General features: G+C 56.3%; 21 protein-coding genes and 1 tRNA gene. 14 read left to right on the forward strand and 8 right to left on the reverse strand.

Features of this window, described 5'->3' with window-relative positions:
- The 12 genes from wbaP to IEY69_RS12005 all read left to right on the forward strand — a co-directional run bounded on the left by wbaP (nt 1) and on the right by IEY69_RS12005 (nt 11,825).
- Nucleotides 1-1,434: an undecaprenyl-phosphate galactose phosphotransferase WbaP gene (gene wbaP, locus IEY69_RS11950; RefSeq protein ID WP_189073388.1), complete on the forward strand. Its 1,434-nt coding sequence runs from the start codon at nt 1-3 to the stop codon at nt 1,432-1,434.
- Between the two features lie 77 nt (nt 1,435-1,511).
- Nucleotides 1,512-2,813, forward strand: coding sequence for an oligosaccharide flippase family protein (locus tag IEY69_RS11955; protein WP_189073389.1), 1,302 nt, complete (start codon nt 1,512-1,514; stop codon nt 2,811-2,813).
- Complete coding sequence (locus tag IEY69_RS11960; protein WP_189073390.1) at nt 2,810-3,652, forward strand: glycosyltransferase; 843 nt, start codon at nt 2,810-2,812, stop codon at nt 3,650-3,652. The genes IEY69_RS11955 and IEY69_RS11960 overlap by 4 nt, the downstream gene beginning before the upstream one ends.
- Nucleotides 3,627-4,472 (forward strand): glycosyltransferase family 2 protein, encoded by an 846-nt coding sequence (locus IEY69_RS11965; RefSeq protein WP_189073391.1) that lies wholly within the window; start codon nt 3,627-3,629, stop codon nt 4,470-4,472. The genes IEY69_RS11960 and IEY69_RS11965 overlap by 26 nt, the downstream gene beginning before the upstream one ends.
- Nucleotides 4,473-4,587: 115 nt before the next feature.
- Nucleotides 4,588-5,697 carry an O-antigen ligase family protein gene (locus IEY69_RS11970; protein ID WP_189073392.1) on the forward strand — a complete coding sequence of 370 codons (1,110 nt, stop codon included), beginning with the start codon at nt 4,588-4,590 and terminating at the stop codon, nt 5,695-5,697.
- Nucleotides 5,697-6,482 (forward strand): glycosyltransferase family 2 protein, encoded by a 786-nt coding sequence (locus IEY69_RS11975; protein ID WP_189073393.1) that lies wholly within the window; start codon nt 5,697-5,699, stop codon nt 6,480-6,482. Before IEY69_RS11970 ends, IEY69_RS11975 begins: the two co-directional genes overlap by 1 nt.
- Nucleotides 6,479-7,714 carry a glycosyltransferase gene (locus tag IEY69_RS11980; RefSeq protein WP_189073394.1) on the forward strand — a complete coding sequence of 412 codons (1,236 nt, stop codon included), beginning with the start codon at nt 6,479-6,481 and terminating at the stop codon, nt 7,712-7,714. The genes IEY69_RS11975 and IEY69_RS11980 overlap by 4 nt, the downstream gene beginning before the upstream one ends.
- Nucleotides 7,711-8,736, forward strand: a complete 1,026-nt coding sequence (gene rfbB, locus IEY69_RS11985; RefSeq protein WP_189073395.1) for a dTDP-glucose 4,6-dehydratase — start codon at nt 7,711-7,713, stop codon at nt 8,734-8,736. The genes IEY69_RS11980 and rfbB overlap by 4 nt, the downstream gene beginning before the upstream one ends.
- The gene (gene rfbA, locus IEY69_RS11990; RefSeq protein WP_189073396.1) at nt 8,733-9,632 is read left to right on the forward strand and encodes a glucose-1-phosphate thymidylyltransferase RfbA; all 900 of its coding nucleotides are present in this window, start codon (nt 8,733-8,735) and stop codon (nt 9,630-9,632) included. Before rfbB ends, rfbA begins: the two co-directional genes overlap by 4 nt.
- Nucleotides 9,625-10,173 (forward strand): dTDP-4-dehydrorhamnose 3,5-epimerase family protein, encoded by a 549-nt coding sequence (locus tag IEY69_RS11995; RefSeq protein WP_189073397.1) that lies wholly within the window; start codon nt 9,625-9,627, stop codon nt 10,171-10,173. Before rfbA ends, IEY69_RS11995 begins: the two co-directional genes overlap by 8 nt.
- Nucleotides 10,170-10,886: an SDR family oxidoreductase gene (locus IEY69_RS12000; RefSeq protein WP_189073398.1), complete on the forward strand. Its 717-nt coding sequence runs from the start codon at nt 10,170-10,172 to the stop codon at nt 10,884-10,886. Before IEY69_RS11995 ends, IEY69_RS12000 begins: the two co-directional genes overlap by 4 nt.
- Nucleotides 10,887-11,825, forward strand: a complete 939-nt coding sequence (locus tag IEY69_RS12005; protein ID WP_189073399.1) for a hypothetical protein — start codon at nt 10,887-10,889, stop codon at nt 11,823-11,825. It abuts the gene before it with no gap.
- On the opposite strand, the gene IEY69_RS12010 is transcribed toward IEY69_RS12005, so the two are convergent.
- Complete coding sequence (locus IEY69_RS12010; RefSeq protein ID WP_189073400.1) at nt 11,708-12,910, reverse strand: O-antigen ligase family protein; 1,203 nt, start codon at nt 12,908-12,910, stop codon at nt 11,708-11,710. The two genes, IEY69_RS12005 and IEY69_RS12010, sit on opposite strands and share 118 nt — an antisense overlap.
- Nucleotides 12,911-12,962: 52 nt before the next feature.
- On the opposite strand from IEY69_RS12010, the gene IEY69_RS22110 reads away from it, so the two are divergent.
- On the forward strand, nt 12,963-13,322 hold the full coding sequence (locus tag IEY69_RS22110; RefSeq protein ID WP_373291046.1) for a hypothetical protein: 360 nt from the start codon (nt 12,963-12,965) through the stop codon (nt 13,320-13,322).
- On the opposite strand, the gene IEY69_RS12025 is transcribed toward IEY69_RS22110, so the two are convergent.
- From IEY69_RS12025 to IEY69_RS12040, 4 genes are all read right to left on the reverse strand, one after another.
- Nucleotides 13,282-13,356: transfer RNA gene (locus IEY69_RS12025), tRNA-Glu, on the reverse strand. The genes IEY69_RS22110 and IEY69_RS12025 overlap by 41 nt on opposite strands.
- 184 nt (nt 13,357-13,540) lie before the next feature.
- Entirely contained in the window at nt 13,541-14,947 is a 1,407-nt protein-coding gene (gene lpdA / locus IEY69_RS12030; RefSeq protein WP_189073401.1) for a dihydrolipoyl dehydrogenase, read from the reverse strand.
- A gap of 157 nt (nt 14,948-15,104) precedes the next feature.
- Nucleotides 15,105-15,770 (reverse strand): response regulator, encoded by a 666-nt coding sequence (locus tag IEY69_RS12035; protein ID WP_229783908.1) that lies wholly within the window; start codon nt 15,768-15,770, stop codon nt 15,105-15,107.
- Between the two features lie 5 nt (nt 15,771-15,775).
- Nucleotides 15,776-17,395, reverse strand: a complete 1,620-nt coding sequence (locus tag IEY69_RS12040) for an ATP-binding protein (protein WP_229783909.1) — start codon at nt 17,393-17,395, stop codon at nt 15,776-15,778.
- Nucleotides 17,396-17,710: 315 nt separating this feature from the next.
- Between IEY69_RS12040 and IEY69_RS12045 the strand changes: the two genes are divergently transcribed.
- The gene (locus tag IEY69_RS12045) at nt 17,711-19,039 is read left to right on the forward strand and encodes a dicarboxylate/amino acid:cation symporter (RefSeq protein WP_189073402.1); all 1,329 of its coding nucleotides are present in this window, start codon (nt 17,711-17,713) and stop codon (nt 19,037-19,039) included.
- A 71-nt stretch (nt 19,040-19,110) separates the two neighbouring features.
- On the opposite strand, the gene IEY69_RS12050 is transcribed toward IEY69_RS12045, so the two are convergent.
- The 3 genes from IEY69_RS12050 to IEY69_RS12060 form a co-directional block, all read right to left on the reverse strand.
- Nucleotides 19,111-20,049, reverse strand: a complete 939-nt coding sequence (locus IEY69_RS12050; RefSeq protein ID WP_189073403.1) for a pseudouridine-5'-phosphate glycosidase — start codon at nt 20,047-20,049, stop codon at nt 19,111-19,113.
- 73 nt (nt 20,050-20,122) lie between these two features.
- Nucleotides 20,123-21,268, reverse strand: a complete 1,146-nt coding sequence (locus tag IEY69_RS12055) for a carbohydrate kinase (RefSeq protein WP_189073404.1) — start codon at nt 21,266-21,268, stop codon at nt 20,123-20,125.
- 411 nt (nt 21,269-21,679) lie between these two features.
- Nucleotides 21,680-22,615 carry a menaquinone biosynthetic enzyme MqnA/MqnD family protein gene (locus tag IEY69_RS12060; protein ID WP_189073405.1) on the reverse strand — a complete coding sequence of 312 codons (936 nt, stop codon included), beginning with the start codon at nt 22,613-22,615 and terminating at the stop codon, nt 21,680-21,682.
- Between the last annotated feature and the right edge of the window lie 17 nt (nt 22,616-22,632).

The following is a 22,632-nucleotide window of genomic DNA, read 5'->3' on the forward strand; positions in this document are numbered from 1 at the left end:
ATGGGAGTACTGAATCCACCCGGCCTGCAGAGTCGGACGTTGGCTCTACTTTCAGCTGGCAGTAGCTTCCCCCAGGGTGCGGTCCTACTGCTGGGAGATCTATTGAGCCTGCTTGGCATTTACATGCTTTCACGGGTATTTCTGCCGCTGGTGGGCCTCTCTGTTGAGAGTCCTCACTCGACAATAGTCTGGGGAGTCGTGTGGCTGTGTTGGCGTGCCTATCAAGGACTCTATCCTGGTTATGGACGATCTCCGCAGACAGAACTGCGTCTACATGTTACGGGCACAGTACAGGTAGTGGCTGTTCAACTGGCTGCCGGGCTAGCATTGCAGCGTTTTTCTCCAAATGTGACAGGTACATTACTCATTTGGGCATTGTTATTGCTGCTCAGTCTGTTTGTACGGTATGGTCTTCGTTCATTGTTAATCAGTGCCGGCCGTTATGGTCGACCTGTTAGCGTGATCGGAGCTGGACAGACAGCTGCAATGGCTATTCAGCATCTACGTGCTCATCCAGCCTATGGTCTGAACCCGGTTGCAGCGTACGACGATAATCGAGAGCTTCATGGCACGACCCTACAAGGCGTTCCTATTTTGGGTACTATTGAGCAGGCCATTATCGATCCCCATACAGAGCAGGCACTTGTATCTATCCCTGGCGCCCGAGCTGAAACGCAGCAGCGCATTGTGAATGCCACGTACGCTGCATTCCGGCATACTTGGGTCATCCCGGATCTGTTTGGTATTCCCAATCAGGCTTTACAGCCTCATAATATTGGCAGTGTGGCCAGTCTGGAAGTTCGCAATAATCTTCGCAGTGTTCAGGCAAGAACACTGAAACGCACCATTGACTTGCTCGGGTCAGTGCTTGGTGGCTTCTTACTTCTCCCTATTTTACTATTGATTGCTTTAGCGATTAAGCTTGACAGTCCTGGCCCAGCCGTGTATCGAGCCCGTCGTCTGGGTCGTAACGGTGAGCCTTTCGACTGTTTTAAATTCCGTAGTATGCATCGTGATGCGGAAACCAAGCTCAAAAGTGTGCTAGATAGTGATCCTACATTAAAGGCCGAGTTTGAGGCTACACATAAGCTGAAGAATGATCCACGGGTTACCCGCGTAGGTGCATTTCTGCGGAAAACCAGTCTGGATGAATTACCGCAGTTGGCCAACGTCTTATTGGGGACGATGAGCTTAGTTGGGCCTAGGCCTATTGTGCAGAGTGAAGTTGCTAAATATGGTGAGATCTATGCTGTTTATAAACAAGTCAGACCTGGTATGACTGGTTATTGGCAGGCTAATGGGCGTAGTGATACCAGCTATGATGAAAGAGTTGGCATGGATAATTTTTACATTACAAACTGGACGCCCTGGCTGGATATGGCTATTTTAATCCAGACGCTTAAAGTAGTCGCAATGGGGCGTGGCGCTTATTAATGATTAAACAGGCAGTTCTGAAGCTTGGCGGTGTCCTACCTCTTTTTGTGAGACAGGCCGCTATACTAGTGTTTTCCTTGGGATTTTCTATCGTTTTAGCTAGATATGGCACATTTCATCAATTTGCTACTTTTTCAAACGCCGTAATATCAATGAATCTTTTAAACATAATGATTGACCCCTCAATATACGGGATTGCAATGAAACATGAATATAATTCAATTCAATTCAAATCAATTTTTTTGATGCATATTATGGTATCGGCATTACTGGCTGTGTTATTATTTTTTAGTGCTTTGTTTGTATCTAAAGCCTTATTCGTCGATGTGTTAGTTATATATTCTATTGCTTTGAGTATCCTGATGCTACCCTGGCAGGCCGCTATGCAATTTAAAAGCGAAAAGATAGGGAGCTTTTGGGGTAATGTCATTACGGAAACTGGGCAAATCGCTGTATTCTATTTAATATCTATATTCTCAATTATATATTTAGATGGTGTAGATCAGTCCTACGCATTGTCATTCGCTTTCATATTAAGAAGTTGTTTGGGCCTTGCTATTGCTTATTATAGATCTGGAGAGATACCCAGGACAGTATTTTTTGGCATAAATAGAGAATCATACTTCAATTCTTTGGCTATATTTGTCGTAAATCTTATGGGTTTCTCTAACTCCTTAGCCGCACCACTTATTATTGGGGCGAATCTTAGTCAGAAGTCGGTAGCGATAGTCAATTGGAGTGTATCAAACGCTCAATACGTACAACAGCCGATTCTAATTCTAAATAGATATTTGTTCCCGAAGCTTTCAAAAAGCACTAACGACAATTTCAGTAAAGTATATCTTTGCTTGATCGGCCTCTATGTGGGCATTTTAGGAGTTTTTGCTCTTTTTTCTAAAGAATTTATAAGTATCGTTTTTGGTGTTAAATGGTTGCCATATGCAAACATACTTTTGCTACTTCTATTAACTACTGTGCTTGTGCCTTTGAGTGTTCCAACAGGAGTAATTGCGAATATAAGTGGTAAGTCGAAAATTATATTTTCAATAAGTATTATAAGAATAGGTTTATTCTGGACTTCATTGGTTATCTTCGTGAAGCTTGATCTTGGAATAATTTCCTTTATTTTTGCTCAGGCTATAGCTGAATTGCTGCACATTGTAACATTTTTCTTAGTCAATAAGCAGACCGCCTTAAAAATCTTGCAAAGATACGCCTTAATAATTTTTTGCACATCTTGGATAATTATATTACCTCTCTATTTATATTCTCAAGTAGAAAGTAATATTGCAATTATTCTGATAAAATCATTAGCGGCTGTGTTATATGTTTTTTTGGTGAGTGTAATGTCTATATCTAGTCTTAAGAGGTCGATATGAAGAGTATAAAATTCTCTGCCATCATAATACACTATAAGAATTCGCCCCTTACTTTGGAGTGCATTGATAGCGTTCGACAAGCAATGACTGATTCGAAAATCAAAGGTGAAATCATTATTGTCGATAATAGTAGTGATTTTTCATATAAAGATCAAGAAGATATAATCTATATAGATCCAAAAAGAAATACGGGCTTCTCAAAAGCGAACAATTTAGGCATTATTAATTCTTCTGGTGAAGTGGTTATTTTACTTAATAATGACGCATTCATGACCACTGAAGCTCTTGTGCTGGGTTTGGACTACCTAAGCCATCACTCTGGAGCTGGAATATGGGCGCCAGAATTAGTATACGCCGACGGTCGGGCACAAAATTCCTCTGCTCCTTTGCCAACACTATTTAACCTTATAGATGAATATTTATTTTTCAATAGAGCACGTAAATTGTTGAATTTCTTTTTGGGAAAGTCAAGCCTGCCGCAACCTTTTGTGGTTGAAAGTCTGATTGGAGCTTGCTGGTTTATCAATAGGAAGGCTATAAATGATATTGGTCTTCTGGATGAAGATTTCTTCTTCACTAGTGAGGATGTTGATTATAGTTATCGTATGAAATCCCAAGGTTATCAATTAATTATGGACAAAAGAGTTAGAATCATTCATCTAGGTAGCGCATCACAGGACCACTTTAGATGGTATAAAGATAGTAATCTTCATGAAGGAAGAAAGCTATATTTTTATAAAACAGGGAGTAAAAAAATCTACTCTATAGCGTCCAAAGTAATAGATACAGGTATAAATATAAGGAGGCTTCTCGATGTCAAAAATAAGTGTCGTAATTAATACATATAACGAAGAGAAGAATATTGCCAACGTCATCGGGTCAGTTGAAGACTGGACAGATGAAATCATTGTAGTGGACATGCATAGTAGCGATAGGACAGCGACTATCGCTCTGTCTATGGGTGCGAAAGTCTTTTTACATGAAAACCTGGGATATGCCGATCCTGCCAGAGCGTTTGCTATAGCTAAAAGTTCTCACGATTGGATACTGATGTTGGACGCAGATGAAATGGTCCCATATGAGTTGAGCAAAATTCTTAAAAAGATTATGGAATCAGGTGATTTTGATGCGGTCAACATCCCATGGATTAATTATCTTTTTGGCAAGCATATTGAAAATACGGGATGGGGTGGCCATCAGGATAAACATATAAGATTTTTTAAGAAAGGTTGCGTCATAGCAGATAGCAAAATTCATAATTTTTTACATCCTATTGATACTGCACGTGTTCTAGATCTGAAGCTAGATAAGAATCTAGGTATTGTCCATTTTAATTATAAAAATCTTAGCCACTTTATAGAAAAAATGAACAGATATACAAGTATAGAGGCATCAAAAGTAAAAAGTGATGATAAAATGTTTTTATCACGATTACTTATTGTGCCGGTAATGGAATTTTTCAAAAGATTCTTATACAGAAAAGGATACAAAGATGGAATGTACGGGTTTATTTTATCTGTATTTATGATGTTTTACAAATTCCTTTCATACGCCAAAGCATATGAAGATACCGTGATTAAAAATTTTGGGAATTCTGATAAAACATACAAAATAATTGCCTCTGAGATTCTTAAAGAATATGAAAATCAGAAAGTTTAGTTTGACTCTTTCGGATATTATACCTGTTACCTTTATGTTGCTTCTTTTTTCTCAACCTATAACAGTCTTAACATACAGTATATTTAAGAAAAGCTTTAATACAAATTTTATTTATGTGATTGTTCTGAGTTTAGTTCTTTTATCTATTTTGAGAAAAATGAAAGTTATGGTTTGGCAAATATGTCTATTTATACTTACATTGGTTTCGGTTTTAATATCTAACTTAGTTTTTGTAAATAATGACATTATTTTTGGCCTATCTATAATCATTCAATGTTCAATCGCAATATTGTCAATCAATAATTTTGATCCTCAGCGTAAAAACGTGGAACTGTATTACAAGTGGTATACCTTGTTTATGGTGCCGAATATAATTATAGGAATCGCTCAGGCTGTCACGGGCAATCCTTTATTTATCGATTCGGTGATAGGTGCTCAAGGACTCGATACAAATAAAATAAATAATATTTGGCAATTTGGTGAAAACACTAGGTCTTTTGGTTTATTTTATAGCAATGGCTACTATGCCTTATATCTTGTTGGATTTGCATGTTTTGCAGTTTACCTCACTCGCAAAAATAAGGCTATTTTGTTATCTACTCTCATTATTTCTGTTATAGCTCTTTACTTTACTTATACAAGAACTGCCTACGTACAATCTTTAACTGCCGCGATTGCTCTTTTTGTTTTATTAGCATGCCTAAAATGGAAGCTCAAGGCGCCTATTGTGTTTGCTGTGCAGTGCTTATGTAGCATATCTATTTTTTACTTTATATTGATGTATGGAATCGGTAATTCTAGTGCTCAGGATCTATCTAATAGTCAAAGTCTTATAATTAGATATGATAATTGGGAGAAAATAGTAAACTTTATATTCTCTAAACCATATAATCTTATTTTTGGTAATGGAGTAAGCGCAAATGATATTATAATCACTAATATTATCAAAAAATCAAATTTAGCTACAAATTACTCAATCATCGTCGATAATGGTTACTTAGCCTATATAATATATGGCGGTTTAATTCTGCTTTTCTTGCAGCTATTTCTGCAGTATAAAATTTTTGGAAATATATACAGCAATATATTTTTAAATAAATATAAGTTTTTATTGCCTGCGTTGGTATTTTTATCTAGCACGCCAATATATAATATGTTTGGCAACTTGAATAGTTCAATTCTAATTCTTAGCATAGCGCCTATTCTTCTATCAAGGAGGCAGTAGTGAAAATTCTAGTAGCAGTTTTGAACTGGAAAAATTATGAAGACACTTTAGTCGCAATTCAAAGTGTTAAAGATAGTACACTTTTTGCTGATATAATACTGCTTGACAATGATTCGCGTGATGGATCATTTGAGCGTCTCCAAGATTATTTTGGAAGATCCGTAATTTATCAAGCAAATAAAGGCAATCTTGGATTCTCCTATGGAAATAATCCAGCATTTCTGAAATGTATAGAAGATAATTATGACTTTCTATTTCTTCTGAACAATGACGCTAAAATTCATCCCGATGCCATCAAAAATGCTGTAGACTATTTAAAAGATAAGCCAGATGTTGGAATATGTGGAATGAAATTGGTGAATATGCATGAACCGCATCATATCCAGGCTTTGGGTGGAGGGTATATTGATTATTTAGGTGTTGCTCATCATATTGCACATGAGGACAAGCTTTCTAAAATCACCTATATAACAGGTGCTGCTGCTTTGATTAGAGCACAGGTTATTCGCGATATTGGGATTATGGATGAATCTTACTTCATGTATTGGGAAGATGTTGATTATTCAGTTAGGGCTAGGCGGGCCGGCTGGAAGCTGAATGTAAGCACTGACAGTGTGGTTTTCCATAAGGAGTCCGCGTCTAGTGGTCTAAGATCATCCAGGCAAATAGCGATGAAAAACAAGTCTGCGCTCTTTTTCGCCAAAAAGTTTTATGGTCCATTGGGGCATGTGTATTATATCGGCATGATTGCTCGAGCTTTAAAGGCACGGGCACATAGATTATGAAGAAAATTCTATTTTTATCTTGTACCGACTATATTACTGAAAAACATGGTAAATCAATGGTTATTAATGGCATAGTGAACATACTAGATTCTCTTGAAGGTGTTGATCTCAGGGTAATTGGATTAGGAACTAATCTTCCTGAAATAGAAAACCATCCACTGCCACAAATGGGCAGCATAATGAGAAGTTTTCTAAGAAATATATTCAGTCTTAAGACTATACAGAGTATAATATACTATTCTGGTGAATTTCATAGAGATTTCTATAAAATTATTGAAGAAGTGCAGCCTGATATCATAATATATGATACAATGAGAACAGCGCAGTTTGCGAATGGATTGAAAACGTCGGCTAGGCAAATTGTTTATATGGATGATCTTTATTCAAAGAGATACCAAAGAATCATTTCATTTATGAAAGAAAATAATTCAAATATTAATCTTATGGGTAATTTTTCTAAAAAGCTTCCGTCTATCCTTGAAAAAATAAGTCAGAGCTATCTGATTCAGAGGTTATTGGTAAATTACGAAATTTCCGCACTGCGTAAAGAAGAGCGAGAATCGGTGGATTTATATGATAAGGTGGTTCTTATCAGTTCAGTTGAGGTCGCAGAGCTGGCTGAACTGACAGGTAAAAAAAATATTGAATCCATCAGGCCTCTGATTAAAGACGGATCTATATGCCGAGTACCACGAGAGAATGGGCGGTTTATTTTCCTTGGTGATCTCAGCCTGCCTCATAATGAGGCGTCAATATATAATTTTTTGGAGGAAAATACCGCTAGTATTCTTCAGGTTAATAAAGATATAGAAATAGTTATTATAGGTAAAGGAGCAAGCGAAAGGCTCTTGAAATATAGTCAGAAATACCCGAAGAATATTATAATTTTGGGATATGTAGAAGATATATCTCAAGAATTTGAACAAGCGAGTGCTATGATAGCTCCACTCATTTTCGGAAGTGGTGTAAAAATTAAAATAATTGAGGCAATGGCCAATTCACTGCCTATAATTGCCACTTCGGTTGCTTTAGAGGGTGTATATTTCGATAATAAATCATCTGGAGTATTTGAAGCCACTCCAAAGGAGTTCATATCGCATATGAGATACTTGGTGCATCCATCTAATTCAATTATGGAATCTGAAAGGATTGCTAATCAGTTCAGTAAGCATTATTCTTTAGATAAGGTCGAGGCAGAGTACAGATCGGTTTTCTTGGAGGAAATGAAATGAACATTTTGGTGACGGGTGGGTGTGGGTTCATCGGGAGTAATTTCGTGCGGTACTGGCTGGAGCAGCACCCAGAGAGCCGCGTGGTGGTGTACGACAAGTTAACGTACGCCGGCCGCAAGGAAAATCTTCATGACCTGTGGAGCAACTCAAATCTGTCATTGGTTGTGGGGGATATCGGGGATCAGGATCTGGTACGCCGGACCTGTCAGGACGAGGCCATTGATCTGATCGTGAACTTCGCTGCCGAGACGCACGTGGATCAGAGCATCCTGGGACCACTGGTGTTCACGGACACGAACGTGCGCGGCACGCACGTTCTGCTGGAAGTGGCGCGTGAACTGGGGATCCGTTTGCATCACATCAGCACCGATGAGGTGTACGGGCACATCAAGGACAACCACCAGAGCGTGGAGACCGATGAACTCGCCCCTCGCAGCCCGTACGCGGCGAGCAAGGCGGCCGCCGATCAGCTGGTGCAGGCGTACGCGATCACGTACGGTATTCCCGTGACGATCACGCGCGGCGCGAACAACGTCGGGCCATACCAGTACCCGGAAAAGGCCGTACCGCTCTTCAGCACGAACGCCATTCTGGGTGAGCCCATCCCGGTCTATGGGGACGGCCTGCAGATGCGCGACTACGCACACGTGTATGACCACTGCACCGGCATCGAGACCGTGCTCCTGAAAGGCGAGATCGGTGAGGTCTACAACGTCGGCACGGGCCGTGAGATGACCAACTTGGAGATGGTGGACATCGTGCTGGATACCCTCGGGAAGGATCATGGCCTCGTGAAGCACGTGACGGACCGCCCCGGCCATGACCGCCGGTACTCCATGAACGTGGACAAGCTGCGCATGCTGGGCTGGGAACCGAAGTACGACCCCCGGCAGGCGGTTGCTGAGGCTGCGCGCTGGTACGTGGACAACCGCTGGTGGTGGGAACCGATCCGCAGCGGGGAATTCCGTGAGTACTACGACCGTCAGTACGCCGAGCGTCTCGCGGGCCCCGAGGTCAAGTGACCGCCTTCACCACCTCCCGCCGGGGCATCATCCTGGCGGGTGGGTCAGGCACCCGCCTGTACCCAGCGACCATCGCAGTCAGCAAGCAGCTGCTGCCTATCTACGACAAGCCGATGATCTATTACCCACTAAGCACCCTGATGCTGGGCGGCATGCAGGACATCCTGATCATCAGCACGCCGGAGGACACCCCCCGCTTCAAGCAGCTGCTGGGTGACGGATCGCAGTGGGGCATCCGCTTGCAGTACGAGGTGCAGCCCAGGCCTGATGGCCTCGCTCAGGCCTTCCTGATCGGTGAGGAGTTCATTGCTGGCCACTCCAGCGCACTGGTGTTGGGTGACAACATCTTCTACGGCAATGACCTGTCGGACCTGATGCAGGCCGCGAACGGGCGCCCCGAGGGCGCCACCGTCTTCGCATACCAGGTAAGCGACCCGGAACGCTATGGCGTGGTGGACTTTGATGACAATGGGAAAGCTCTGTCGATCGAGGAGAAGCCAGCCGAGCCCAAGTCGGATTATGCGGTCACGGGCCTGTACTTCTACGACGAGCGCGTGGTCGATATTGCCCGCAGTATCAAACCGTCGCCGCGCGGTGAGCTGGAAATTACAGACGTGAACAGCACCTACCTGCACGACGGGTTGCTGGACGTGCAGCTCATGCGGCGGGGCTTTGCCTGGCTGGATACTGGCACCCACGAGAGCATGCTGGAGGCCAGTCTGTTCGTGCAGGCCATTGAGCACCGACAGGGACTGAAGATCGCCTCGCCCGAGGAGATCGCTTGGCGCAACGGCTGGATCAGCACCGAGATGCTGCTGGAGCAGGCGCAGAAACTCGCCAAGAACGGGTACGGGAAGTACCTGCTGAAACTGAGCAAGGAGAAACGCCATGGCTGAACACACCGTCCGTCTTGCCCCTGAGTACGCGCAGGCCCTGAACTTCGAGACGTATCCGGCGGCCCCACAGATTGACGGGGTGTGGTTTCACGCCCTGAAGAAGAACCGCAGTGAGAACGGCGCGTTCATGGAGTACGTCCGCCTGGACGAACAGGGCGTGCAGGGCTTGCCCGGCCAGCTCACCCCCCGCCAGATCAGCGTATCGTGGGCAGCCCCGAAACGTATCAACGCCTTCCACATCCACGTCAAGCAGGAGCAGAACGAAATCTGGTGCGTGCTACAGGGCCAGCTGACGATCTGGCTCGTCGACTGCCGCGAGGGCAGCCCCACCCTGGGCGTCAAACGCAAACTGGTCTTCAGCGGCGAGCAGCCCATGATGGTGCACATCCCCAGTGGTGTCGCCCACGGCTACCAGGCCGGTGAGCAGGGAGCAACGCTGCTGTACACCATGGACGCCCAGTTCGACATAACGGACCCGAACGAGGGTCGCCTGCCCTGGAATTTCTTCGGTGACGACCTGTGGGCCGAGGACATGGGATGAAGATCCTGCTAACTGGCGGCGGCGGACGCCTGGGCACCGAACTGCGCGCCCTACTGCCCGGTATCGTCGCCCCGAGTTCCGACGAGATGAACATCACGGACGCCGCGCAGGTGATGGATGTGGCGCGGCGCGAGCAGCCCGAGCTGATCGTGCACGCAGCCGCGTACACCAATGTGGGTGGCGCCGAGAAGGACCGTGACACCTGCTGGAACGCCAACGTCATCGGCACCCGGAATATGGCTGCCGCTGCGAACGCCGTGGACGCCAAACTGATTCACATCAGCACCGACTACGTGTTCAGCGGCGACACCGGCGGCTACCGTGAGGACGACACACCCGGCCCAGTCGTCAACTACTACGCATTGACCAAACTGATCGCCGAGGAAGCGGCCCGAGCCGCGCATGATCACCTGATCATACGTACCAGTTTCCGCCCACGGGAGTTCGCGTACCGCGTTGCTTTCAGTGACGTCTTCACCGGCCAGGATTACGTGGACGTGCTCGCTCCACAGATCGCGCAGGCCATCGTACATGCCCGCGAGATCCCGCACGATCTGCTCCATATCGTCACTGAACGCAAAAGTGTCTTCGAACTCGCCCGTCGTCGCAAGGCAGATGTGCAGGAAGGCACTCGCGCACAGGCCGGCGTGACCCTCCCTGGTGACGTTAGCTTGGATACTCGGCGCTGGCGGCAGTTGTCGAGTAAATTCTGAATGGATAATGTGGTCGGCTCTGTTGAAAAAATTGATGTGATCTCAGATGTTACGACAGCTGGTCAGCCTACGGGTCTGTCGGCAGAAATTTATACCGATCCGGCACCGTACCGAATACTGATTGACAGTAGAATATCATTTAGGATAAATGTCAAGCACAATGCTTTCGTGTATTTCGATGGTTCGGTATCAGTAGGCAATAATGATTTAACCTCTAATTTGTATATTGATGGCAAAAGAGAAGCAACTGTCTCCCTTAAAGGCCGAGGCGTCAAGGCGGCTGTAGCAGGAGGCGGTTTTGTTGAACCTGGAAATCATATTATAGATATAGTTTACAACTGTTCCATTGATCCATGTGTTGATGAAATCAGGCAGTATGGCGGAAGTCTGTCGGTAGTTAAGTTGAGTAATGATGCTCCTGATCGCCAGAGAGGACCGAGAACAAAGGAATTGTTCCTCGATGCTGTGGATTCAAAAATTAAAGTTTCTGGAATTGGCGAACCTCGGTTTGACGGCAATAATATATACTATCCGATGCCAAATGGAAAATTCAGAATGTCTTGGAGAGAAGGGAATATTATAGGTACGAAATTTTATATTTATCCAAAGGTGAGTTCTAAAATTGAAATAAAGGACAGCAATGACAAAACTTTATTTAATGATATCTTGAGCGATCAAGGTAAAACTATAGAAGCCTTTGTAGAACAGAAAGATGCGTCATATATAGATGTTAATATTATTTGCAAACTTAAAAATGAGATCTGCTCTCAAGTGTATTTTGTAAAAATGTATGTGGATACCACTCCAAGAGTCGAAATTTCTCAGTATGTTGGCGCATCTTTGTTGGTGATGTTGTCCTTAGCCGTTCTATATCGATTTGTCTTTGATTCTCCAATCGGTGGAATCCCCAATAGGCACCACCACAGTTCTGAAAAATGAACACTGGGTAATGTGAGTACAACATCAACCATGTTCATTGCTAAAAAGCCAAATGTAATTGCAAGTGTCATGGGATCGCCCTGACGTACAGATAGCCAGAGCCCGTATAGGGTCACAGCGAGTAGTCCCATCGTCCCGACTACTCCTGTTTCCAACAACCAGTGGAGCCACACGTTGTGGGCAATCAGTAAGACGCTGGCCCAGCGACTGAGGCTCTCGGGGCAGCGGATCTCATTACGTTCCAGTGTGGGGGTCAGTTGGCAGCCGTCCTTGAACAGGTAGGTCAGGTAAGGGCCACCCTGGTATGGGCCGACTCCGCCAATGGGTGACGTCTGCCAGCCCTGAATGGCGTCCTTCCAGACCAGTTCTCGCCCGCTGGTCTGGTCGTTCAGCAGTCGCTCGACAGGTTTGAATGGAATCTGGGCCTTGAAGCTCACCATGGCGAGGAGCACGAGGCCCACTGCTGGGAGCAGCAGCCATGGGTGGCGTTGCTTGCCTTTCTGGAAGGCCAGGGCGGCGACAGACCCTGTGAAGAGGGCCAGCAGTGGGCCGCGGCTGCCGGAGGCCAGCAGGGTCGCTAGCGCGAACAGCCCGGCAGGCCAGCGCCACCAGCCTCCGCCACGCCAGAAGACGATCAGCCACAGGGCGATCACCGCCACCAGGCCCAACGTGACCACGTAATAGTACGGGTGCCCCAGCCGCGCCTGCACGCCCTCCCAGCCCTGCGTGCCCAGCGTGTAGGCCCAGGCGCTGGCAAAGATGGCGAGCTGGCCCCACAGCAGCGGGCGCAGGAAGCGGCTGTCCTTGAGATAGGCCCCGGCCGCGACCATTGCCAGTGCCTCGGCCGTGCGTAGGGCTGCCAAGCCTACCGACGTCAGCGGGGCTGGCGTGAAGAGCGCTGCGATAAGCTGGGTGGCGGCAAAGAAGAACAGCACGCGCCGCGCGGTAATTGGCAGCTGGCGTAGGTGGCCCAGGGTGGCGAAGGCCGCCAAGTACAGTGGCGGGAAAATGGGGGTCAGGGCGATCAGCCAGCTCACCCAGCGGGGCGGGGGGCTGACCGGCGCCTCGGGCTGGTGAACCGTCATTCTGCGCAGTATAAGTGCCGTGTGGACGGCGGCTCGGTACACTGTAGGCCACATGCCGATCAAGTTCGGGACGGATGGCTGGCGGGACATCATCGCTGAGGATTTCACCTACGACAACGTGCGGATCGTGGCACGAGCCCACGCGCAGGTGCTGCGGGAGGGGGGGGCGTCGGCCATGTTCCGCGCGTCCGGGACGGAGCCGGTGGTGCGGGTGTGCGTGGAGGCCCAGAGCGAGGAGGCCGTCCAGACCATTCTGGCGGAGGCCCCCCGGCGCGTCCTGGCACTTGACCCCAGCGCGCACTCATCCTGGCGGCCAGCACTGGGAGGGATCAAAAAGCGCTCGCCTCTGCGCGTGCAGAGGCGAGCGTTCGTGGTGACCCCAACGGGATTCGAACCCGTATCGCTACCTTGAAAGGGTAGTGTCCTAACCGTTAGACGATGGGGCCACACCACTTCAGTTGTCGTTGGCTTGCGCCTTCGCTTACTGCCTTTCAAGGGGCGCCGTTTCCGGCACGCACAGAAAGATACAGGGTTTCTGTGATTTCGTCAAGCGGTGTGTGCGGGTGTCGTGCGTGGCATGGCAGGGGCGGGGCGGACCGCTGTGGTCACGCCCCGCCCGGAGTGTGGAAATTACATGTGCAGCGCGCGTTTGTCGGTGGCCAGGGCGGCCTCCTTGACGACTTCACTGAGGGTGGGGTGGGCGTGGACGGTGCGGGCGAGGTCCTCGCTGCTGCCGCCGAACTCCATGATCGCGACGACCTCGCCGATCAGTTCGCTGACGCCGCCGCCGATCATGTGCACGCCCAGCAGCCGGTCGGTCTGAGCGTCGGCGATGATCTTCACGAAGCCGCGCGTGTCGCCGTGCCCCAGGGCGCGGCCGTTCGCGCTGAACGGGAACTGTCCGGTCTTAATGCTCAGGCCCTTCTCTTTCGCCTGCTTCTCGGTCAGGCCGGCCCAGGCGATCTCGGGGCTGGTGTAGATCACCCAGGGGATCACGTCGTAGTTCACGTGCCCGGCTTGCCCGGCCAGCATCTCGGCGAGGGCCACGCCTTCCTCCTCGGCCTTGTGGGCGAGCATGGCGCCGCCGATCACGTCGCCGATGGCGTACACGCCGGGGAGGTTCGTGCGGTAGTAGTGGTCGACCTTCACGAAGCCGCGTTCATCCAGCGCCAGACCCACCGCGTCGGCACCGAGGCCCTGGGTGTGGGGCACGCGGCCGATGGACACGATCAGCTTGTCGAAGCGGGCCGTGACCTCCAGCTCCTTCTCGGTGTAGGTGACGCTGACGCCGGTCTCGTCCTGCTCGACTTTGCTGATGTTCACGCCGAAGTGGAAGTCCAGGCCCTGCTTCTGGAACAGCTTCAGGCCTTCTTTCGCGATGGCGTCGTCGGCGGCCATCAGGAAGCCCGGCAGGGCCTCCAGCACGGTCACCTGCGCGCCAAGGCGGCGCCACACGCTGCCCAGTTCCAGGCCGATCACGCCCGCGCCGATCACGCCCAGCTTGTCGGGCACGTCCGTGAAGGTCAGCGCGCCGCTGTTCTCCACCACATGCCCGCCGAAGGGCGCCAGGGGCAGCGCGCGGGGGCTGCTGCCCGTCGCGACGATCACGTGCTTCGCCTTCACTTCCGTACCGGCCGCGTCCACGATCCACCCTTCGCCGTCCTGGCGCACGAGGCGGCCCAGGCCGTGAATGCTGGTGATCTTGTTCTTGCGGAACAGGAACGCCACGCCGCCCGTCAGCTTGTCCACCACGCCACTCTGGCGCTTGAGCATCTGCGCGACGTCCACCGACGCGCCCTGCACGTTGATGCCGTGCTCGGCGAAGTCATGCTGGAGCATCTCAAACTTCTCGCTGCTGTCCAGCATCGCCTTGCTGGGAATGCAGCCCACGTTCAGGCACGTCCCGCCCAGGGACGCCTTGCCATTCCGCTCGAAGGCGTCCACGCAGGCCGTCTTGAAGCCCAGCTGCGCCGCGCGAATCGCCGCCACGTACCCCGCGGGGCCGCCACCAATCACCAGAACGTCATAAGAATCCATAGCGTCTCGCAGCGTACCACCGCCCCGAAAAGCCCAGCGTGACGCGTTCCCCGCTCAGGGACAGGGGAGGTTGATAGGTGATGGAGGATGGTTGATGGAAGCTCTGGCATGAGCCTGAGCGAAAGCTGGTCTATCAACGATCGACCATCACCCTGCCTCAGACCCGGCGGTAGCGTTTCGCGGGGCGGCCCCCGGTGCGGGCGTCGGTGCCCACGCTCGCCTCGCCGGTCTCGACGAGGTGTTCGAGGTACCGCCACGCGGTCACGCGGCTGAGGCCCACGCGGGTGCCCAGCTCGGCGGCGCTCGCCTCGCCCAGGTCGCGCAGGGCGGCCCGCACGCGCCGTAAGGTGTCCCCGTCCAGGCCAGCGGCGTCCGGGGCGGCAGGCGGGGCGAACAGGGCGTCCAGGTGCCCCTGGCGCACGTCTCCCTGCGCCCACAGCGCTGCGCGTTCCCGCGCCCGCTCCAGCGCCAGCGTGAAGCGTTCGGGCGTCACGGGCTTCACGAGGTAATCCGCCGCGCCGTGCAGCAGCGCGTCCTGCACGCTGGGCGCGTCGCTGGCGGCCGTGACCAGGATCGCGTCCACCCGCGCGCCACTCACGCGCGCCTCGCGCAGCAGGTCCAGGCCGCGCCCGTCGGGCAGATGCACGTCCAGCAGCAGCAGGTCCGGGTGCAGGGTGCGCAGCATGGCCCGCGCCACCCGCAGCGACTCCGCCTGCCCCAGCACCGTGAAGCCCCCGGCGCGCTCCAGCAACCGCCAGTGCAGCGCCGCGATCTGCGGGTCGTCCTCGACGATCAGCACGCGCAGCAGTGGGGGAGAGGACACGCCGCTCATTCTTCGGCCTCGGGGAGGGGCACGTCCAGCGTGAAGCGCGTCCAGTCCCGCCCGTCCGCCCTCACGCGGTCGTGGGAGAGGGCCGCGCCGAGCGCCTGCGCCCGGTCCGCCACGAGGGCCAGCCCCACGCCGCGCCCCGCACCCTTGCTGCTCACGCCGCGCACGGTCAGGGTGTCCGCGAGGGCCGGGGGCACGCCGGGACCCGTATCGCGCACCTCCAGCACCAGACCTTCCGGGTCGGTGGCGATCAGCACCCGCACCTCGGCGTCCGGTGTGCCGCTCGCAGCTTCCAGCGCGTTCTCGATCAGGTTGCCCGCCGCGAGTTCCAGAAGGTCCAGCACCCCCGGTGGCAGCGTCCCCGGCAGGGCCGACAGCGGATCGAGGGTGAGGGTCACGCCCCGTTCCGCCGCGCGGTCGAACTTGCCCAGCAGCAGCGCCGAGAGCCGCACGTGCCGCAGCGCCCCCACCGCCTGCAGGTGCGCCTCGTGCCGTGCCGACTGCGCATGGATGAGCGCCAGGGCCTCGCGCGTCTCGCCCAGGTGCAGCAGGCCCGCCAGGGTGTGCAGGCGGTTCGTGAACTCGTGCGTCTGCGCCCGCAGCAGCTCCGCGTAACGCTGCGACTGCGTCAGCTCGTCCGCCAGGGCCCGCACCCGCGCCAGATCCCGCAGCGTGACCACCACCGCGCCCTCCCCGGCCTCCTGCGCGGCCAGCAGCACCGGGCGACCCGCCACCTCCGCCGTGACCGGCCCCGCCCCCGGCACCGGCAGCGGGAGGCCCGGCGGCCACGGCAGCGGCAGCGCGGCGTCCGGAGTGCCCAGCAGCGCGCGTGCCTGCGGGTTCATCACGAACACCTGCCCCGCGCGGGCCACCAGCACCCCCTCCTCCAGTGTGTTCAGCACCGCCCGGTACTGCCGCAGGCCCCCGGCGATCTGCTCGGGTTCCAGGCCCAGCATCTCGGCCTTCACGCGCCGCGCCACACCCAGCGCCAAGGCCAGGGCCAGCCCCAGCGCCAGCAGGTACCACGGGAGGCCCGCGCGCAGCACCTCCAGGAACACGTCCCGCAACCGGGGCAGCAGGAAGCCCACGCTCGCCAGGCCCAGCACCCGCCCCGCGCCGTCCACGACCGGCACCTTCGACCGCACCGAGCGGCCCAGCGTGCCCTGCACCGTCTCCGTGACGCTCCGGCCCCGCAGGAACGCCGTGAAGTCCCCGCCCTGCATGCGCTGCCCCACCTGCGCCGCGTTCGGGTGCGTCAGCCGCCGCGCGTCCCGGTCGGTGACCACCACGTAATCCGCGCCCAATTGATCGCGGTAGCGGTTCATCAGGGCGTTCAGGTTCGCCCGCTCGGCCGCGTTCCCCGACAGGGCCGCCACGACCGGCGGGAGGGTCGCCACCAGCCGCGACTCCCGCAGGGACCGCTCCGCGAACGAGCGGTGAATGCCGCCCGACACGCCCTGACTGACCAGCCCCGCCACCGGCAGGCCCAGCAGCAGGAACGCGCCCAGCGTCGTCAGGAACAGCCTCGGCCCCACCCGCAGCAGGCGCGGCGTGTGCGGCAGCGCCACCTCACGCGCCAGCGGCGGCACGCGGGACGGGACAGGCAGGCGGGAGGGCACGGTGACCGCAGTGTAGGCCCGCCCCGACCCTGGGCGGCCACCATGCGGCCCTTGTGTTCACCGCGTGTACGAATCCCCACCCCGCCCAGGCAGGCCCTGCGCGCCCGGCAGGACGGCCTCCAGCCCCATCCCGCCCGGTCGCCGCCGCGCCCCGCCGGGGACAGGCGTCCCGCGCCGCGCGCATGCTGAGCGGCACCACAACCCCCACCCGGCCCTGCACCCGCGCAGGCTCACCCCCCACGGCGCACGCCCAGCGCGCCCCCACCCGCGCCCACCCCTATTCGCGCCCACCGTCGGCGCACCGGAGGACACCCCATGCCCAAACTGTTCCGCAGTCTCTACGCGCAGGTGCTGATCGCCATCGTGATCGGCGTGCTCGTCGGCCACTTCTTCCCCACCGTCGGGGAAGGGCTCAAACCCCTCGGGGACGGGTTCATCAAACTGATCAAGGTCGTCATCGGCCCGATCATCTTCTGCACGGTCGTCAGCGGCGTCGCCAGCATGCGCGATACGAAGAAGATCGGCCGGGTGGGCGGCAAGGCCCTGCTGTACTTCGAGGTCGTCACCACCGCCGCCCTCCTGATCGGACTGGTCGTCGTGAACCTCGTCGGCCCCGGACGCGGCATGAACATCAACCCCGCCACCCTCGACACCAGCGCCATCACCAAGTACACCGACGCCGCCGGCGAGCAGACCGTCGCGGACTTCATCCTGCACGTCATCCCCACCACCTTCGTCAGCGCGTTCACCGAGGGTGACCTGCTGCAGGTGCTGCTCATCGCACTCCTCAGCGGCTTCGCCCTGATCCGCATGGGCGACCTCGGCCAGCGCATCCTGAAAGGCATCGACGCCGTCAGCGTCATGGTGTTCAACATCCTGGGCTTCATCATGAAACTCGCCCCGATCGGCGCGTTCGGCGCGATGGCCTTCACCATCGGCAAGTACGGCGTCGGCAGCCTCCAGCAACTCGCGTACCTGATGGGCACCTTCTACGCCACCTGCGCCCTGTTCGTCTTCGTCCTCCTGAACGTCATCGCCAAACTCGCCGGATTCAGCCTCCTGAAATTCCTGCGCTACATCAAGGAAGAACTGCTGCTCGTACTCGGCACCAGCTCCAGCGAGAGCGCCCTGCCGCGCCTCATGGCCAAACTCGAACACGCCGGAGCGAACAAGAGCGTCGTCGGCCTCGTCGTCCCCACCGGGTACTCCTTCAACCTCGACGGCACCAGCATCTACCTGACCATGGCCGCCGTGTTCATCGCCCAGGCCACCAACACCAACCTCAGCTTCGCGCAGGAAGTCGCGCTGCTCGGCATCCTCCTGCTCACCAGCAAGGGTGCGGCGGGCGTCACCGGCAGCGGCTTCGTCGTCCTCGCGGGCACCCTTGCCGCCCTGGGCACCGTCCCCGTCGCGGGCCTCGCCCTGATCCTCGGTATCGACCGCTTCATGAGCGAAGGACGCGCCATCACCAACATCATCGGCAACGGCGTCGCCACCCTCGTCGTCGCCCGCAGCGAGAAAGCACTCGACATGAACCGCCTCACCCGCGTCCTCAACGGCGAACAACTCCCCCCCGCCACCGCCGACGTGCAGGCCGAAGAACACGGCGAAGGCCGCAAACTGAGCAGCGCACAACCCGCGTAGGGTTGATAGTGAAAAGTTGATGGTTGATGGAGTGGGGAATGCCCCGTCCATCAACCATCAACTTTCAACCGTTAACCCAGCTGAGCGTAGGCGACGGCGACCTGCGCGGCCACCATCGCGTTGTGACGCACCAGGGCGATGTTCGCCTGCAGGCTGCGGCCCCCGGTGATCTCGACCATGCGGCCCAGCAGGTACGGGGTGGTGTCCTTACCGGTCAGGCCCAGGGCGTCCATGTCACGCAGCGCCTGCTCGATCTGCGGGGTGATCTCCCCGGCGGGAATCTCGGCGTCCTCGGGGATGGGGTTGGCGAGCATCACGCCGCCCGACACGCCCAGATCCCACTTGGCCTTCAGCACCCGCGCGGCTTCGTCCGGCGTGGCGACCGTCAGGGGTGCCTTAAAGCCGCTCTGGCGGGAGTAGAACGCCGGGAACTCCTCGCTGCCCAGCGTCAGAGCCGGAATGCCGTGCGTTTCGAGGACCTCCAGCGTCAGGCCGATATCCAGGATGCTCTTGACGCCCGCGCTGACCACGCACACGTCCGTCTGCGCCAGCTCCAGCAGGTCCGCGCTGACGTCCATGCTGCGCTCCGCGCCGCGGTGCACGCCGCCCGTGCCGCCCGTCGCGAACACGCGGATGCCCGCCAGCGCCGCCACGCGCATGGTGCTCGCCACGGTCGTCGCGCCGTGCTTTCCGAGCGCCACCGTCACCGGCAGGTCGCGGGTGCTGATCTTCTCCACGCCCTTGTCGGTCGCCAGCAGGTGCAGTTCGTCGGGCGTGAGGCCCACCTTCAGGCGGCCTCCCAGCACCGCGATCGTCGCGGGCACCGCGCCGTGTGCGCGCACCACGTCCTCCACGCCGCGCGCCATCTCCACGTTCTGCGGGAACGGCATGCCGTGACTGATGATCGTGCTCTCCAGCGCCACCACCGCGCGCCCCTCCGCCAGAGCGGCAGCGACTTCGGGGTGAATGTCCAGGTAGGCGGCAACGGTCGGGTTGATGTCGTGAGTCATGGGAAACCTCGCTAGGGCCGTGGGCCCGGAATGATGAGTGGAGAGAGGGTGAAACGGAGGAGGGATGGTGCGGCTAATCGGTCGTGGCGGCCCCCGTCAGGCGCGCCTGGATGGCCGCCGGGGTGAGGGTGGGGGAGACCGCGTGGTCACTCTCCACGGTGAGCGCCGCCGCCGCGTGCCCGTGCCGCGCCGCGTCCACCGGGGACAGGCCCGACGCGAGCCCAGCCAGGAACGCCGCGAGCATCGCGTCGCCCGCGCCGGTTACGTCGCGCACGTCGGCGGGCAGGGCGGGCAGTTCCGTTACGCCGTCCGGGCCACTGAGCAGGCTGCCCGCCGCGCCCCGCCGCACCCACACCAGCCGCACGCCCTGCGCGTGCAACTCGTCCGCCGCCGCCCGCAACGCCTCCGGCTCGTCCGGCACCGCGTCCTGAGGGGAGGTCCGGCCCAGCAGCGCGCCCAGCTCCGGCACGTTCGGCGTCACCACCTGCGGCACCAGCCCCGCCGCCAGCGACGACCGCAACCGCGCCGCCTTCGGCACGCTCACCGGCTCGAACACCACCGGCACCCCCGCCTCCGCTGCCAGCGACAGCAGGTGAGAGAGCGACCCCTCCGGCAGGTTCCCATCCGCCACCACCCACGCCGCGCCCCGCAGCACCCCACGCCGCTCGTGCAACGCCGCCGGGGTCAGGGCCTCCACCGCTGCCATCGCCGCCACCGCCACCAGCAGCTCCCCACTCGCGTCCAGCACCGCCGTGTATGTCCCCGTCGACACCTCAGGCGCGCGCAGCACCGGCCGCACATCCACGCCCGCCGCCTCCGTCTCCCGCAGCAGCCAGTCGCCCAGCGCGTCGCGGCCCACCACGCTCAGCAGCGACACGGGTACACCCAGCCGCGCCAGGTTCTCCGCGACGTTCCGCGCCACGCCCCCCGGCGCCTGCGCCGTGACCCCCGGATTGCTCGTTCCGGGCACCGCCGCCTCCAGGGTGCGGGCCTTCACGTCGACGTTCGCGCCGCCCACCACCACCACGCGGCCCGGCCCGTCCGCCTCGGGCAGCAGGTAGCCCCGGCCCAGCAGCGCGCCCTTGCGCACCAGATTGCTCACGTGCACGTTCACGGACGCCCGCGTGGACCCCAGGCGGCGCGCCAGCTCCTCCGGGGTCGCCAGGGGCGTCTCGCGGATCAGGGCGAGGAGGGCGGATTCGGTGTCGGTCAGGGGCATCTGCTTTCTATAATAAAGGTGCTTTCTGTGATTAAGCAAGGTAGATGTCTGGTGGCCGGTTGCCCGTGTGCTGCCCCACCCCCCAGCCCCCTACCCCAGAGGGGCAGGGGGAGCCAGCGTTGCACTGGGCAAGAGGTTTGACTCGTGCGGCGGAGATGTATTGGGCGGTGACGGGTCCGGCCTGGACGCCATCCTGCCGCCCCCCGCAAGGCCCGCGCGCAGCGCGCACGACGGCCGGTGGCAGTCAGCGGTGACGCGCCGGGTGAGACGCTTCGCACCACTGATCGACTTTTTCCTCTCTGTTTTTACTCCTCCCCCTTGAGGGGGGAGGCCGGGTGGGGGTGGACGGGCCGTGCCCGTCCCTCACAGTCCAGAGCCCACAACCCACTTCCTACAACCCACTGCCCCGTTTCAGTCCGCTGCGCTGCTCCGCGTGCGTTCCTCGCCGGGGCGCGGGCCGAAGGTCAGTGGGGCGTGGCCGGGGACGGCTTTCGCGGCGAACTCGTGCAGGCCCAGGCGGTCGGGCGCTTCGAGGTGGTAGCGGAAGTTCCACAGGTAGTGCTGCACGACGCGTTCCGGCAGGCCCAGTTTCCGCGCGTGCCGCTCCGCGACGGCAGCGAGGTGCCCGATCCCTTCGCGGCGCGCTTCGCGCATGGCCTGCACGAGTTCACTTGGGGGTGGGTTGTCCTTGCGGTAAGCCCACACCGCGAACGTGAACGGGTGCCCGGTCAGGCGGAACCATTCCTCCGCGAGGTCCGTGACGGTGATGCCGCGCGCGGCGTGCGGGAGGCTGGTCATGGTCGTCTCGGGCGTCAGGGGGCCCACCACGCCGTACCACTCGCGCAGCGCACTGTCCCCTATCCGCAGCACCCCGTCGAAGCCCTGCGCCAGCAGCGTTTCTGCCTCGCCCTCCGCGCGTTCCAGCACTGGACTCAGGCCCCGCTCTCGCAGCAGCACCTCCAGCAGCGCCACGCTCATCGCCGACTGCGCAGTCAGGGCCACCCGCCGCAGGTCCTCCAGCGGACGCGTGTGGAACAGGTTCACGGAGTACACCGGGCCCAGCACCGCCACGCTGAAATCCGGCAGGGCCTCGAGCACGTCCGCGTTCCGGATGAACTCCACCGCGCTGATGTTCGCGATATCCACCTGACCCGACAGCAGCGCCGCGTTCATCTGCGTCGGCACGCCTGTGATCGCCGTCACGCCCGGCGGCAACACCAGCGAATCCAGGATCGGCGCGACATTCGTGAAATGAATCCAACCGGCCCGGTAGGGCGTGCCGGGGGAGCGCGGTGATGGGTGATGGGTGATGGGTGATGGAGAGGACTCAGCCTCGGGCTGCGCCATCTGCCATCCGCCATCCG

This window comes from Deinococcus sedimenti, from assembly GCF_014648135.1.
GTDB lineage: Bacteria > Deinococcota > Deinococci > Deinococcales > Deinococcaceae > Deinococcus > Deinococcus sedimenti.